14 protein-coding genes and 3 pseudogenes are annotated in these 14,683 nt (G+C 29.1%); 16 read left to right on the top strand and 1 reads right to left on the bottom strand.

Annotated elements, in window-relative coordinates; genetic code table 11:
• The 15 genes and pseudogenes from CRN98_RS17825 to CRN98_RS16835 all read left to right on the top strand — a co-directional run.
• A partial coding sequence (locus tag CRN98_RS17825; RefSeq protein ID WP_179632224.1) for a tetratricopeptide repeat protein occupies positions 1-273 on the top strand: 273 nt, incomplete at its 5' end.
• A gap of 269 nt (positions 274-542) precedes the next feature.
• Positions 543-866, top strand: coding sequence for a rhodanese-like domain-containing protein (locus CRN98_RS16895; RefSeq protein WP_097028582.1), 324 nt, complete (start codon positions 543-545; stop codon positions 864-866).
• Between the two features lie 216 nt (positions 867-1,082).
• Positions 1,083-1,790 carry a peptidoglycan editing factor PgeF gene (gene pgeF, locus CRN98_RS16890; RefSeq protein WP_097028581.1) on the top strand — a complete coding sequence of 236 codons (708 nt, stop codon included), beginning with the start codon at positions 1,083-1,085 and terminating at the stop codon, positions 1,788-1,790.
• A gap of 119 nt (positions 1,791-1,909) precedes the next feature.
• Entirely contained in the window at positions 1,910-2,272 is a 363-nt protein-coding gene (locus CRN98_RS16885; RefSeq protein ID WP_097028580.1) for a VOC family protein, read from the top strand.
• A 165-nt stretch (positions 2,273-2,437) separates the two neighbouring features.
• Positions 2,438-2,734 carry a uracil-DNA glycosylase family protein gene (locus CRN98_RS17890; protein WP_207653606.1) on the top strand — a complete coding sequence of 99 codons (297 nt, stop codon included), beginning with the start codon at positions 2,438-2,440 and terminating at the stop codon, positions 2,732-2,734.
• Between the two features lie 63 nt (positions 2,735-2,797).
• On the top strand, positions 2,798-3,079 hold the full coding sequence (locus CRN98_RS17885) for a uracil-DNA glycosylase (RefSeq protein WP_207653605.1): 282 nt from the start codon (positions 2,798-2,800) through the stop codon (positions 3,077-3,079).
• 451 nt (positions 3,080-3,530) lie between these two features.
• The gene (locus CRN98_RS16875; RefSeq protein ID WP_097028579.1) at positions 3,531-4,547 is read left to right on the top strand and encodes a PDDEXK nuclease domain-containing protein; all 1,017 of its coding nucleotides are present in this window, start codon (positions 3,531-3,533) and stop codon (positions 4,545-4,547) included.
• Positions 4,548-5,315: 768 nt separating this feature from the next.
• Positions 5,316-6,989 (top strand): DUF262 domain-containing protein, encoded by a 1,674-nt coding sequence (locus tag CRN98_RS16870; RefSeq protein ID WP_097028578.1) that lies wholly within the window; start codon positions 5,316-5,318, stop codon positions 6,987-6,989.
• A 220-nt stretch (positions 6,990-7,209) separates the two neighbouring features.
• Positions 7,210-7,590, top strand: a pseudogene (locus CRN98_RS18215) (HNH endonuclease domain-containing protein); the annotation flags it as partial.
• A gap of 113 nt (positions 7,591-7,703) precedes the next feature.
• Positions 7,704-7,850, top strand: a pseudogene (locus CRN98_RS18210) (hypothetical protein); the annotation flags it as partial.
• A gap of 109 nt (positions 7,851-7,959) precedes the next feature.
• The gene (locus tag CRN98_RS16855; RefSeq protein WP_097028577.1) at positions 7,960-9,099 is read left to right on the top strand and encodes an HD domain-containing protein; all 1,140 of its coding nucleotides are present in this window, start codon (positions 7,960-7,962) and stop codon (positions 9,097-9,099) included.
• A complete protein-coding gene (locus tag CRN98_RS16850; RefSeq protein ID WP_097028576.1) occupies positions 9,096-9,758 on the top strand; it encodes a uracil phosphoribosyltransferase in 663 nt (220 codons plus the stop codon). Before CRN98_RS16855 ends, CRN98_RS16850 begins: the two co-directional genes overlap by 4 nt.
• Positions 9,759-10,087: 329 nt before the next feature.
• On the top strand, positions 10,088-11,527 hold the full coding sequence (locus CRN98_RS16845; RefSeq protein WP_097028575.1) for an ApeA N-terminal domain 1-containing protein: 1,440 nt from the start codon (positions 10,088-10,090) through the stop codon (positions 11,525-11,527).
• A 181-nt stretch (positions 11,528-11,708) separates the two neighbouring features.
• Entirely contained in the window at positions 11,709-12,986 is a 1,278-nt protein-coding gene (locus CRN98_RS16840; protein WP_097028574.1) for a PIN-like domain-containing protein, read from the top strand.
• A 192-nt stretch (positions 12,987-13,178) separates the two neighbouring features.
• The gene (locus CRN98_RS16835) at positions 13,179-13,427 is read left to right on the top strand and encodes a DUF7662 domain-containing protein (RefSeq protein ID WP_097028573.1); all 249 of its coding nucleotides are present in this window, start codon (positions 13,179-13,181) and stop codon (positions 13,425-13,427) included.
• A 55-nt stretch (positions 13,428-13,482) separates the two neighbouring features.
• Here CRN98_RS16835 and CRN98_RS16830 read toward each other — a convergent pair.
• Positions 13,483-13,680 (bottom strand): annotated as a pseudogene (locus CRN98_RS16830) (tyrosine-type recombinase/integrase); the annotation flags it as partial.
• 578 nt (positions 13,681-14,258) lie between these two features.
• Here CRN98_RS16830 and CRN98_RS16825 point away from each other — a divergent pair.
• On the top strand, positions 14,259-14,567 hold the full coding sequence (locus CRN98_RS16825; RefSeq protein WP_143331314.1) for a hypothetical protein: 309 nt from the start codon (positions 14,259-14,261) through the stop codon (positions 14,565-14,567).
• Positions 14,568-14,683 lie beyond the last annotated feature (116 nt).

Raw genomic sequence — 14,683 nt, 5'->3', positions numbered from 1 at the left:
GATGATACTACTATTAATGTAAATAAAAAGATCATAAGCAAAAAATCCAATAGCAATGCAGCATACACAAGAATAGCAAAGTGTTTATTGGTTAAAGGGGATCGTGAAGGTGCATATAACATATATAAAAAAGTACTTGAATTTGATCCAAACAATATAATTTCGTCGAATTTTGTTAATGCTGAAGATTTTTCCGCAAGACAAGAAAAGGAAAAGTTAGAAAAAGAAAAGAAAGCAGCTAGTAAGAAAGTATCAAAACGTCAAAAGAAATAACAAGATAGGCTTATAAATTATAAATTTAGTAAATAAGAAGAATATAAAAATAAAAATGTTTTCAATAAATAAAGATTGCAGGGTTAAAGCCGTGCTTTTTTATTTATGCTTGCTCAATATAGTGCCACCCACATGGCAAGTGGCAAGTGGTACTTTAATAAAGCATGGCTTTTAGAGGCTATGCTTATTTTTTATTAAAATTATATTAATTGAATAAAAAGGACATACTTAAGATAAATTGAGTTATTAACTATTAGGGAGATGATAACATGCCTTCATTTTTTAGGGAAGATAGAGTAAAATCAGTAGATGTCAATGATTTAGAAGAGTCACTAGGGAAAATAAGCTTAATAGATATAAGAGAATCTGACCAATATGAAGAGGGGCATTTGCCAACGGCTAAGAACATTCCAATGTATGAAATACTAAGAGATCCAGATGAATATTTGAATAAGGATAAAGAGTATCATATAATTTGTCGATCTGGGAGAAAAAGCAGTTTTACTTGCAGCGAACTTATGCTAAAGGGCTTTAAGGTGATAAATGTATCTGGTGGAACCATTGACTATAGAGGAAAATTAGAAAAGGAATAAGGTAGTAACAGATATAAGGTGCAGGGCTAAGGCTCTGTGCTTTTTAATGTGCTTTTTTAAAAATAAAACTAAGTAATCATATTGATCAAATCAACTTTTAAAAGGTAATTTCATTTATACATCTGTTCCTTATTTGTTTTTCAGAGACTTTTTATTTTGATATAATTACATGAAGGAATTAATGAAATATAACAAAAATATTTTATGGAGGGCACAATGAAGATTTTAAATAAAGATGGATATGAGTTTATTAATTATTCAAATTCAAATGCAGAGTTTGTTTTTTCTACAGCAAAGAACAATCTTAATTTAAGTAAAAATTCTAAAGAGGGTATTAATAACTTAGAAAATTTAAAAGAATGGTTTGAATTAAAAGAAGTTGGATATCTTAATCAAACGCATAGTGATTATATATATGTTTATGATGGTAAAATTCATGAAGGAGATTCAATAATTACAAAAGAAAAGAATATTGCAGTAGGAATTTTTACTGCAGATTGTGTTCCAATTTTGATGTATGATAAAATGAATAATGTAATTGCGGCAGTACACAGTGGATGGAAGGGAACTGAAATGAGTATTGTTGCTAAAACTATAGATAAGCTAATTAAAAACTATGGGGCAAAAACTGAGGACTTAGTTGTGTGTATTGGACCCCATATTGGCGGGTGTTGTTATGAGGTAAGTGAAGAAGTAATAGAGCTCTTTAAGAATAATAGCATGTATAAAGATATAGATTTTCATGATGGAAGAAAGCTTAACTTGAAGAAGTGCATTATACAACAATTAAAATATAAAGGAGTCTTGGAAGACAATATTCATGATGTGAATATTTGTACCTTTTGTAACAAAGAATATGAAACCTATTCATATAGAAGGAATGATAAAGAATCTAGATTGTTTTCATTTATCTTTTTAAAGTAGTAAGTGCCTCAGCACCAAAACCATTCTTTGGTTATGAATTTGGGGCAATTAGCAACCATTGAATTATATATCTTATTGTGTGATAATTATTTAAATTACAATAGAAGAGGAGATATACTATGCACATTAAACATATAACTTTAAATGTGAACAACTTAGAAGAATCTATCGAATTTTATGAGACAATTACAGAACTTACTATTTCCCGCCGCTTTAAAGCAGGAGATGCAGAAGTTGTATTTTTAACAAATGGCAGCGGAGAAACTGAAATTGAACTTCTATACAGGCCGCAAGGTCAAAAGTTTGAAGGCAAGGGTATGTTCATTTGCTTTGAGACGGATAAACTTGATGAAATGCATAAGCTTGTTCAGGACAGAGGGCTTAACCCTTCTCCTATACAAAATCCTGGAGATGAAACTCGTTACTTTTATGTTTATGATCCAAATGGGGTATCTGTACAGTTACGAGTTTTCCCAACATAAAATAGTGCCACCCACATGGCAAGTGGCAAGTTGATTTGTAGAATAAAAAGAACTTCTATATAAAATAGAAAATAAGGAGATAGGCATGAGTTTTATGACACATGCTTATTTTATTGGTTATTAAAGTTAAAACATTAAAATATAAAGGGAAGGGGGAGTGGTTAAATGATAAAAAATATAGAAACATTTGTGGAAGAACTAGCGCTAATAGAGACCATGCCCAATGTATATAATCAATACTCCTATGAACAGGAGGAAAACTTTATAAGAAGAGAGAATTTGATGATTTATTTAAAGCAGATGTATAAATTAAAGCCTAAAATAATACTTGTGGGAGAAGCACCAGGATATAGAGGATGCCGTCTTACTGGTGTACCTTTTACTAGTGAGCATTTGCTTATGAATAATATAAGTGGGCTAGAGATATTTGGCAGGGAAAATGGATATAGGTTGGCTTTATAAAAGGACAAGCTTCTTAAAGAGGCCACTGCCACAATAATATGGAACACTCTTGTAGAATATGACATGATGGTGCTATCTTGGAATGCGTTTCCATTTCACCCCCATAAAAAGGGCAATGGGGAAAGCAATAGAACACCTTTAAAAAAGGAACTATTAATAGGTGAGAAGCCACTGCTTCAAATGATTGAAATGTTTAATATTGAGAAGGTAGTTGCCATGGGGAATAAAGCAGAGGAAAGCCTCAATAAACTAGGTATTAGCTGCGATAAAGTGAGACATCCTGCACAAGGTGGGAAGAATGAATTTGTTGAAGGTATAAGAATGATAAAAGAAAAATTAAAGTAAATTAGTGCCACCCACATGGCAAGTGGCAAGTGAGTTGTTAATCATGATCTAAACTATTAAAATAACTGTAGTATGTAATATTTATTTTAAAGATATAACAAAACCAATAGATGTAAGTCAATGTAAATTATTAAAAAAAATACCAGGGGGATTAAGAGGAACATTACCAACAATAGAGGAAATAGAAGATACTTTAGAATAAATATGTTTTATGAAAAGATAAAAAAATCCCAGTATGGGAAAGTATATATTATATAATAGCTAGTAAAATCAAATGAGGTTTGCTAGCTGTTTTTGTGTGTAAAATTACTATATAAATTACATAATATTAGCATATATTCTTTTGGAATATAAAAAGATGTAGCTAGAGTTGAAGACGTAATACTTTGATTTATGTTATAATTTTTGTAGGTAAATTGTATAAAATTTTTAAAGGATGGTTTAGATTAGTATGAGTATAGAAAAGTCTAATGAATATAAATCGTTAATAAGTGGTATAAAAATTCAAATAAAGAATTCAAGACAAAAAGCATTATTAGCTGTAAATAAGGAATTATTAATATTATATTGGAACATAGGCAGCGTAATATTAAATTATCAAGATAAAGAAGGCTGGGGAGCAAAAGTAATTGATAATATAGCAAAAGAAATAAAAGATGAGTTCCCAGATCAAAAAGGCTTTTCAACTAGAAATTTAAAATATATGAGAAAATTTGCAGAGGAATATAAGGATATTAAATTTGTGCAACAAGTGGTTGCACAAATTCCATGGTCACATAATGTGGTGCTAATGGATAGGGTAAAAGATATAGATAAAAGAATTTGGTATATTAATAAGACAATAGAAAATGGATGGAGTAGAAATACTTTGGTACATCAAATTGAAAGCAATCTATTCCAGAGGCAGAATAATGAGATAAAGACAACAAATTTTATGGAGAAGTTAGAGGCACCTAATAATAAGCTTGCTGTAGAAACTTTAAAAGATCCATATATATTCGATTTTATTACAATGACAGAAGATATGAATGAAAGAGATATAGAAAATCAATTAGTAAAAAAGGTTACTAAACTGCTGTTAGAATTAGGATCAGGGTTTGCTTTTATAGGAAATCAATATAAATTGCAAGTAGGCAATGATGATTACTATTTAGATTTATTATTTTATAATCTAAAATTAAGATGTTATGTTGTAATAGAATTAAAAACTGGTAAATTTAAGCCAGAGTATGCAGGAAAGTTAAACTTCTATCTTTCAGCTGTAGATGATATATTAAAAACTGAAATGGATAATCCATCAATAGGTATAATATTATGCAAGGAAAAAAATAGACTTGTAGCAGAGTATTCACTTAAAGATATAACAAAACCAATAGGTGTAAGTGAATATAAATTATTAGAAAAAATACCAGAGGAATTAAAAGGAACATTACCAACAATAGAAGAAATAGAAGATACTTTAGAATAAATTTGGAAGCTATAAAAGTTTATATGATTTTTATAGCTTTTTTAGTTTAAAAAAAGTTATGATGAAAATTTGGATTTAAAAATAAGATTAAAATAAATATATTTTATGGAAAGATAAAAAAATTCCAGCATGGGCAAAGAATATATTAGAAAATAGCTAGTGAAATCAAGTGAGATTTGCTAGCTGTTTTTTAATGAACTTGTATTCTATGCTAGATGTAATCAACAAAATAATAACGGATTTTTTTATGATTTTATTTATTATTCTGTTGACGATCGTAGAAGAACCAGCGAGACAGCAGAACAACTTATTTTTGGTTCAGAGTTTAAAACTAGGTTATGGATATTATTAAAAGAAGTTAATCTTGTTAGTTAAAATTTTGTACATATATATTTGATAAAGTCAGCTTAGCATTAGGCTAATAATGGGAAGTTGGCATAACTAAAAAAGGTATGTGAATAGTAAGTGAAGATTAAAATTAGATATGATGAACCATATCATAAATACGGAGTGAAAAAATAAAAAATCTGCTGATAAGATTGAAAGTTACAAAGTTTTGATAAAAAAGAAAAGTGATAGATATATTCTTTTGGAGCATAAAAAGATATAGAGGATAGAGAATAACTAGTTACCATTAAGCTTTAAATAATAATATAATATGTTTTAAATTTCTATTTCACAGTATATAATTATTATAGACATATTATTAATTCAGGAGATTTAGCATGGAAGATGCAAAAAATAGATTAACAAAGTGGAGGAAAGGCAATGGCTAACGGAAAAATAGATTCAGATAAAAAATTACTTCAAAAGATATTTTCAGAGGATTTTTGGTTTGTGGTACCGGAATATCAAAGACCTTATGTTTGGCAAAGCGATAATGTAAGTGAACTTTTAGATGATTTATACTTTGCTTATTCAAATAAACCAGATACAGAGTATTTCTTAGGCTCACTTGTATTAAAGAGAACGAAAAATAATGAATACGCTGAATATGAAGTTTTAGATGGACAACAGCGACTTACAACCTTTTTTATGATAATAGCTGTTTTAAGGGATTTATTAGATGATAAGGAGTATAAAGATACTCTTCAAGCTATGATATATCAAAAGGAAAATAAATTAAGGAAGGTTCCTTCAAGACAAAGAATCGTATACTATATAAGAGATGAAGTAGAAGATTTTATATCAAATTACATAATAAAAGATCAAGGTACATTAAATAGTGATAAACTAGAAGAATTAAAAAATACAGATAATATATCTATATCAAATATGTCTAATGCAGTAATGGTTATAAGAGAATTTTTAAATTGTAAAGATGATTTAGAAGGCTTCGCTGGATTTTTATTAAACAATGCAGTATTCATATATGTTTCAACAGATAACACTGAAGATGCTTTTAGACTCTTCACAATACTAAATAATAGAGGCGTACCATTAACAGCTTCAGATATATTAAAATCCATAAATATAGGAGCTTTGAAAGAAGAAAAAGAGATAAAAAAATATTCTAAAACTTGGGAAGAACTAGAGAGTAAATATGGACAGTACTTTGAAAGATTTCTTGAATTTATAAGAGCTATTTTAGTTAAAAGGAAAGCAAGAGCAAATCTTTTAGAAGAATATGAAGCTAATATATATGATAGCGGAAAATTAGAGAAGGGAAAGGAGACCCTAGCTATTATTATGAAGTATGACAGCATATATGACGATATCATAGAGCTGCAGGACACTAATTTAAGTAATGAATATAAAAATCTTATAACCATAATGAAGCTAGGTCTTCCATCAGAAGATTGGATACCTTCACTGCTTTTTTATTATAGCAAATTTAAGGATAAAAAGCTGGTGGAGTTTTTAAGAAAGCTAGAATATAAATTTGCAGGGGATTGGATATGCAAATATAATTCTACTAAAAGGCTTGAAGCTATGAATAGAATTACAAGAGTTATTGAGCAAACAGATGAAAATCATTTAGATGAATTTTTACAAAATCAAGATCTTTTTTCTATAGATACAAATCTTTTTAGATATAACATTGAAGGAGAAGTATACAAAACTAGGTTTGCTAAATACTTATTATTAAAGTTAGAATATTTAATGGGAGATAATACTGTTCACTTATCTGGATACAAAAGAATTAGTGTAGAACATGTACTTCCTCAAAACCCAGGTGATAATAGCCAATGGATAAAAGATTTTTCTAAGGAAGAAAGAGAGAAGTGGACTCATAGAATTGCTAATTTAGTTTTAATAAGTCAAATTAAAAACAGCAAGCTTAGCAACTTAGATTTTATAGATAAAAAGACTAAGTATTTAAAACAAAGGGTGGATGCTTTCCATGCCAATAAAATATTTTTACAACAAAACGATGCATGGACACCAGAGATTTTAGAAGAAAGGCAAAAGGAATTAGTGGATACTTTGATAGAAAATTAGATGCCAAGTATCAGGTATGTGATAAGTTAAGAATTATATAGATGAAAAAATTAAGGGTTGCTTAAAGTATTTTAATAAGATACTTAAGCAATCTTTTTTATGTAAAATTACTGTATAAATTGCATAATATTAGCACATATAGGCAAATTTTGTGGTAAAATGTAATAGATGGTATAAATTTTTAGTTCGAATTTATATTATTAAGAGTAACAGAAAGGAGATAGAAGAAAATTATGAGAGCCATGGGGTGCTTAGTATTGGCCATTTCATTCCATGAAGCTTTGCGATGCACGATGAGATGTGGAACCTTGTACCTACTTTTAATAATATAAATGCTTCTAAAAGTGATAAGTTACTTAAATATGATACATACATCAATGACTTTTGTGATGTACAGTATAAAGGAGTAACATAGCTTGCTCAAAAAGGTAAAGATAGAGATTTAGAAGGGTATATTGATACTTTAAAAATAGAAAGTTTTCATAAGTATTTAAAGTATAAACCTAAGGGAGCTTTTAATGAGAAACTAAAGCAATGTATTTCCCCATTATATCAAATTGCAGAAAACCAGGGGTTTGAGGTGATGGAGATGTTTTTTTAGATATATAGCAACACTGTGATAGCTTATGTAGATGCATGCCTTGGAAATGCATTAATAATTATAAGGAGTGCAACTTAATATGTCTTTAATAAAAAAGCTATGTAAAGCCTTATCTCATAGTCAATAATAGGGAATTAGAGGAACTAATACAAAGTAAACCTAAAATAAATGAGAAACTATTAAAAGTCAGATGTTTTGGGGCTGTAAAGGTTGAGAAGTATGGTGGAGATACAGATAATAACAACATTGCAAGAAAATAGCGGAAGACAATGTCTATAATGGGAAGTTGAAAAAGTGAGCACTTATTTCAAAAATATCATGAGTACCGCAGTTATCTGAAATTATATGATATACAAGGAGATGAATAAATTGAATTTATTAGAGTATTTGTTAGAGTATGATAAATCATTGTTTATAGAAACTGAAAAAATCAAACAAGAAGTTGCAACTATCCTAATAAACAAATTGCATTTAAATTATACAGACCACAGTATTGAACATTCTTTAAGAATATTAGAACACCTAAGCCAAATTATGTCTGAATTGATGGTGAGTGACGAAAGGTTAAACAAGCATGAGTTATTTATTTTAATAAGCTCAGTATATCTTCATGATATAGGGATGCAATTTGAAAGATTCGAGCTTCTAGAAAAATACGAGATAAAGGTGAAAGATGAGGAAAAATCAGATGAGGAATTAAAACTTAACTTCATTAGAAATCATCATCATAGCATTTCAAAGATTTGGATTATAGAGAGCATTATTGGAAACACGGACTTTAGAAAAGTTTACTTTGGGGATAGTGAATTAGGCGAGTTGGTAGCTTTGATTTCAGAAAGTCATAATATTGATTTGAAGAAAAACATGAGTAACTATAATGATTATATATTTCATGGTACAAGAATAAGGCTAAATTTATTAGCCTGTCTAATAGCGTTAGGAGATGCTTTAGATGCTGACAGTAGAAGAGTTGATATTGAGAGGTTAAAACATATAAATATACAAGAAGGTTCAAGACTACATTGGTGGAAGCATTATTACATAAGCGGTTTATACTATGAAAATGGCATACTCAATATACAATATAATTTTCCAAACCTGAGTCAATCCGAATTGGATATATATTATGATTATTTTTCATCTGAAACTAAGTATTGGTTGACATATAACAAAGAAAACTTTAAGAGTATCCTGTCAAAAAACTATATTAGGTTTGATTTTAATGAAACCATTATTAAATCAATTGTAAAACAAAAATTAGCAGAGGAAGATTATAAATATATTGAAAACTATGTACTAAGTAGTAGAATGTCACCAATTGAAAAAATAAGACAAACTCTTTCACAAAAGTTAGGTTACAAATATATAGAGGTTACAGAAGATAAGAGCTCTTATATTATTTTATATAAAGATGGAATTACCAAAATTGTTTCGGTTCAAAAAAGTCAGTATGAAACTAGTGATTTTCAAGACACAATAAATAAAATTATAAATGAAATTATGAGGTGATTAAAATTAAGAATGTTACATTTATAAAGAAACAGGAACCATTCCAAAGTCTGATTACAAAATTTAGAGATAAATCGTATTGTGGCGAAGAATTAAAGAAGATATATAAGAATTTAGGAAGCATATTTGCACTTGAACTAGCCAGCTGTATCAAATTTGAGGAATTTAATATAGTTACACCTTTGAATAAAGAATACACAGGTACAAGATGTGTAGATAATAACTTGTTATTTGTCTCAACATTTGAGGATAACGAAATCTTCGCCAAAACTATTGGAGATTTTTATGAAGTACAAAAATATGCAATGTTGAATGTAGATAGAGCAGAAAATGGATGGGAAGCTAGCGTAGTTAGTGCTGAACTTCCCAAAAACATAGGAGATGTAAAAACGATTGTATTCTGTAAATCTGTATTAGCGACAGGATGCACTGCAAAATCTATTTTAAAGAAAATAAGTGAATTATGTAATCCTGAAAGTATTATTGTTATATCAATTATTAGTAGTAATGAAGCTATTAAGGAATTGAGAGACAAATATAGGTATTTAAATATTAATTTTCTTGTGGGAGAAATAGATACTTTAGATGCGAAATCTGGAGTATTGTTGCCGGGACTAGGTATGATAGAAAACAGATTAAAGAGCGTAAGTAATATATAGTTACCTTAAAATAACAAATTACTCAAGTTCGCTTTGGCAACAAGATGGCAAGGCTTCGGAGAAGCTAAAGCAATTTTTTACATCAAGTCTAGTCTAGCTAGAGCCAGGAATGTCTTGAGTACGAAACATTATATAAATTTGATAACAACTCCACTCTAAATCACAGATATACCTATTAGGCTAATAATGAGAAGTTTGATAAAGGTGATATTATAGCAATAATTGGAAATAAATACTTTTCTGCTCTACGTGCAGATATGGATACTTACTAAATATGTTATTTTAAGAGAAGAACAAATGAATAAAAAGTATATCAGGAGATGAAACAAGTGGCAAATATTAACAAATATGGTGGTACATGGAGGATTTTCGAGAAGGAAATACTATATCAGGGAGAACTTCATATAAACTATGATAATCGTGTAATTGCGCTCGAAATACTTCTTCCTGCAAGTGAAGGGATTCCGTTTCCACGGCCACCATATAAAGGGAAAATTCCATATATCTGTGGAACACTTTTCTCTGGTGCAAAAATTCTTCTATATGATTGTTTCACTGGTAAAGAACATGCTCATGTAATGCAATATACGCAGCAAATCATATATGCTAAATACGCTTTTTTGGGGCTGGCTGTAAACTCTATCGAAGAAATAAGATTTACTAAAGCAATATTCGATTTTGGAGATATCATTGCTTGGTCCGACTTGTGTAATTACAAATGGGAATTTGCCGAGGATGGGGGCTCTAATCTAATATGGGTTCACAAAGAACCCGTTAAATTTAAACTAAGTGAAAATCTTGAAATAACGTTTTCGCCCAGCCAAGGAAGCATAGGCGGAGATATGTTCGAAAAAGAGATTAAAGCCAAGCAACATATTTCGATTGAGTTTACATATAAGAATGCTACCCCATGGGAATCGGTCATGGAGGATGCGTTAAGTATTCAATACTTAATTGGCCTAGGCGTTAATCAAAAAGTAGAGATTGATAATGCTCAATACTGTCATTCATCAATTTATATTGAATTACCCAAGGCTGATGTGATTTCAGAAAAGGTATATAGACCGGTTGATATGGTTTTCGGAACTGGAAAAATAGAACATACACGAAACATGAAGCAATACGATTGTTTGTACACATTGAGCAATATAAAAGGAAGCAATACTTTCATCAGATGGCACGAAAATTATTCTATGCTTAAACCGGTTTTGGATTTGTATTTTACAGCTTTTTCTCATACTGCCGGAACTCCTGAAATGTTGTTCTTAAATCTCACGCAAGCTTTGGAAACATATCATGCTCGTTTTATCATCGACGATGCTAAGGCATATTCAGATAGGGTGGATAAATTGGTTGATTCGTTCTGTAACGGAAACAGTAATATAGAACATTGGAAAAATTTCTTGCTTGATGACGGACAAAAGAAAAATACCCACAGCATTTACTTAAGGAGCCGACTTGCTGATTTAGTTTTTGCAAATGGAGCATTACCATTCTGGCCAAATAGATGCTTGCCAGTTCAATACATACGTAAAGTTGTAGATACACGGAATTATTATACACACTATAATCCAGCAAAGCTTGATAAAGCTTTTACAAAAGTAGAACTTCCTTGGGTAAATTGTAATCTTTTAGCACTTTTGGAATATCACTTGTTGATTTTGATGGGATTTGATACTGATGAAGTTAGAAAAAAGACTGTTGAAAAGATAAGTCAAATCGATGATGCATATCAGATTCAAGAACATACTCATGACATCGAAAGATAAGGTAAAATATTGTGTCAGAGGTGAAGTGCCTATTATGTTTATTACAGGACATGCTTTACTGAATTGCAAACTTCTCATTATCCATATAATCGGCAGTTGAAAAAGTGAATATTTATTTTAAGAGCATCGGGAGTACAGCAGTTGAAGCGAATGCTAAAATTATTATTTTGAGGTGGTATAAATGGCAATAAAAATTAACACTGAATTAAGTTTTGGATCAAAACTGGATAAGTGTGGTATAAAGGATTATAAAGATTGTTTAAAGGAGTATTCCCAAAAATTTGATTCAGCAAGCAAGCTGGAAAACAATATTCCTACTTTTTTAGATACAAACGTGTTATTACAAATATATAAAGTCTCATTAAAGTCAAGGGAATCTATAGTGACTTTTTTTCAGAATAATAAGGAAAGAATATATATAGCGAATCAGGTACAACAAGAGTTTGTAAAAAATCGTTTAAATGTTCTTAATGAATATTTTGAACTTGTATCAGATGAACTGTGTAAGGACTATGAAAAAGAGATAATAAACTCAATACAAAGATATTATGAAAGCAAGAAGGGTATATTTGAGGACTTTGAAGAAATAGGAGAAGAAATTCTGGCTACAATTGAAAAAGTAAGAAAAACCTATGAATTATTAAAAGAGAAAATTGGAGATTATAAGAAATCTTTTGGGGATATTGAATATAACGACGAAAACTTGAATTTATTTAGCAGTTTTAACATATTAGATTCTTTTGATACAGCTGAATTAGATTTTCTAAGAAAGGAATTTGATAATCTTTCGAAAAAAATTAAAGATAAATCAAAAGTGAAAGAATTTATTAAGAAAAATCCCAATGAAGCATTTCCAGGGGGAGGTGATTTAATTGAGAAACCAGATAACCCATATGGAGATTATTTTATATATCATGAAATATTAAAGTTTATGAAAGAAAAAGATAGTGATGCAGTGTTGCTTACATTTGATACTACAAAAGGTGACTGGATGAAAGAAGATAAAACACCGCATATTCATTATGTATTAAATGCATATTTGAATACAGGTAAATTCCTATATATTTTAGATGCAAAAAGAACATTCAGTGAAGTATTAAATATCAAAACTAATTCTATGATTGATAACTCTATATATCGTGATTTTGATAAGTTTAGGGATTATTATCTAGGGATGTGGAATGATTTTGAAGGTATAGCTAGTGCAATTGCAATGACAATAGGTATATCAATAGAATATTTTCATAATCCAGATGTTAGAAAGGTAATTGAACATTTTGTTGATAGCAATTTTTATAGTATAGATATACTTGAAGACTTAAATGAATTAACTTACATTAAGAGATGTTTAATTGAAGAGAAGAGAGTCTTAGTAAATGCCTTACCTACTTCTGAAAAAAAGAGAATAATAAGTAGACTTGAATTCATAATAAATAGTCTGCCTTCTAAATATATATAAAATTCATACGGAAATAATAAATAAGCTTTTTTAACTATAATAAGATAAGATTCAAAGTAATAATTTCTTTATAAAACAGAGAATAGCTAAGGTAAGTAATGCCTTGAATATGAACTGCATGATTTTTTTTATAAACTTAACTTCTGGTTATCCATATTTGTATAGCATAAACTAAGAAATGGAGGATATAACATGCCAAAGGGAGATAAATACATTGGTTTGACAAACTATTTAAGAAATAAAACGGTAAGTACAATTATTATGTCATTTAATGAAATTGAAAAACAAATAGGGGATACATTACCAGATTCAGCGTATAAACATAGAGCATTTTGGTCTAATACACGTACTCATTCAGTTGCTTTTGGATGGATAGAAGCAGGATACAAAACTATTAGTGTAGATTTTAAAAATCAACAAGTAACTTTTGAGAGAATATAGTAATGCATTCTAATTATTAATATAATTAAAACACTCTGGATTGTGGGGGATAAACCTAATTGAAAATCATAGCTAATGGATTAGAGTTTACAGCAGATTGTAATTGATGCTCATCAATATGTGTATATATTTCAGTTGTAGCAACACTTTCATGACCAAGGATTTGCTGTAGAGAACGAATATCTACTCTACCATATTTATACATAAGAGTAGCAGCTGTATGACGAAGCTTATGGGTTGATATAGATTTTGGGAAGTTTCAATATGATATTATTGCTACTAGTAAACATCTTTTTAAAAAAGATTATATATTTGAAGTTAAATACTTAAAACAAAATGTTAATGATCATTGGCTTAATAATATATTTGAAAAAATTAATGGACGAACTAAGAATTATTCCGAAAATACAAATCGTATACCATATCGTATATTAATCATTATAACTGAAAATGAAAACTATGAAATGGTATGTAATAAGGTCAAGCAAGTTAATAGAAGGAATAATTCCCGAATTATTGTTGAAAAAAGATCTAAAATTAAATATTTAGAGTTAAATTAAAAACTTACATGTACAAAAGTCTTGATGCACAACTACATATTATTTATTTAATAGTACTAAAAATTAAACCTAAGATATGTTGAACGAACTTTCTTAGTTAACATAAAAGTTTAAAGTATAGTTTTTTTGCAGTATGTTGGAAAAAATTTAAAGTTCGTTATAGGGTTAATAATTACAGAGTTACCTACATAATTTTAATACTATAAACATGCTATAAAAAGTTATCTATTATCCTAATAATTCCGAAATAATAGATATTTAAATTATAAGGATGTGTAAACTGATGTTAGATGAATTAATAAATATATTTGAAAAATCAAATAAAATGTTAATAACAAATGATAATTATTTATTTACAACAAATGTATCTGAGAGAACATTATGTGGAGCACTGATGTTGCATCTGAATGAATTGATAAAACAAACTAAATATAGAGATTATCATGTCGATGTAGAATATAATAGAAATGCTGGTGGTAAATTAAAAACAATTAACAAAACAATATGTGGACAGGATAATAAAGTAATTTCTATTAATTGTGACTTAATTGTTCATAGTCGAGGTTTTATTGTAAGTTGACCTGGTCAAGTAAAGTTGCAACACCTAGTTCGATTAATTTTTATAGATACCTTCTTTCAAAAGGCGTTAGCCCTCCTAAAAAACTATGCGGTCTTTTATGATGATAATATCTAAAA

Origin of the sequence: Clostridium peptidivorans (assembly GCF_900205925.1) — a bacterium.
Lineage (GTDB): Bacteria > Bacillota > Clostridia > Clostridiales > Clostridiaceae > Clostridium_AK > Clostridium_AK peptidivorans.
Note: the sequence above shows the minus strand (reverse complement) of the source record. Positions and strands in the feature narration are given on the sequence as shown.

What these genes read in the sequence shown, in the direction of transcription:
- CRN98_RS16895 (WP_097028582.1), top strand. Translation starts at nt 543, where the DNA reads ATGCCTTCATTTTTTAGGGAAGATAGAGTAAAATCAGTAGATGTCAAT.
- pgeF (WP_097028581.1), top strand. Translation starts at nt 1,083, where the DNA reads ATGAAGATTTTAAATAAAGATGGATATGAGTTTATTAATTATTCAAAT.
- CRN98_RS16885 (WP_097028580.1), top strand. Translation starts at nt 1,910, where the DNA reads ATGCACATTAAACATATAACTTTAAATGTGAACAACTTAGAAGAATCT.
- CRN98_RS17890 (WP_207653606.1), top strand. Translation starts at nt 2,438, where the DNA reads ATGATAAAAAATATAGAAACATTTGTGGAAGAACTAGCGCTAATAGAG.
- CRN98_RS17885 (WP_207653605.1), top strand. Translation starts at nt 2,798, where the DNA reads ATGATGGTGCTATCTTGGAATGCGTTTCCATTTCACCCCCATAAAAAG.
- CRN98_RS16875 (WP_097028579.1), top strand. Translation starts at nt 3,531, where the DNA reads ATGAGTATAGAAAAGTCTAATGAATATAAATCGTTAATAAGTGGTATA.
- CRN98_RS16870 (WP_097028578.1), top strand. Translation starts at nt 5,316, where the DNA reads ATGGCTAACGGAAAAATAGATTCAGATAAAAAATTACTTCAAAAGATA.
- CRN98_RS16840 (WP_097028574.1), top strand. Translation starts at nt 11,709, where the DNA reads ATGGCAATAAAAATTAACACTGAATTAAGTTTTGGATCAAAACTGGAT.
- CRN98_RS16835 (WP_097028573.1), top strand. Translation starts at nt 13,179, where the DNA reads ATGCCAAAGGGAGATAAATACATTGGTTTGACAAACTATTTAAGAAAT.
- CRN98_RS16825 (WP_143331314.1), top strand. Translation starts at nt 14,259, where the DNA reads ATGTGTAAACTGATGTTAGATGAATTAATAAATATATTTGAAAAATCA.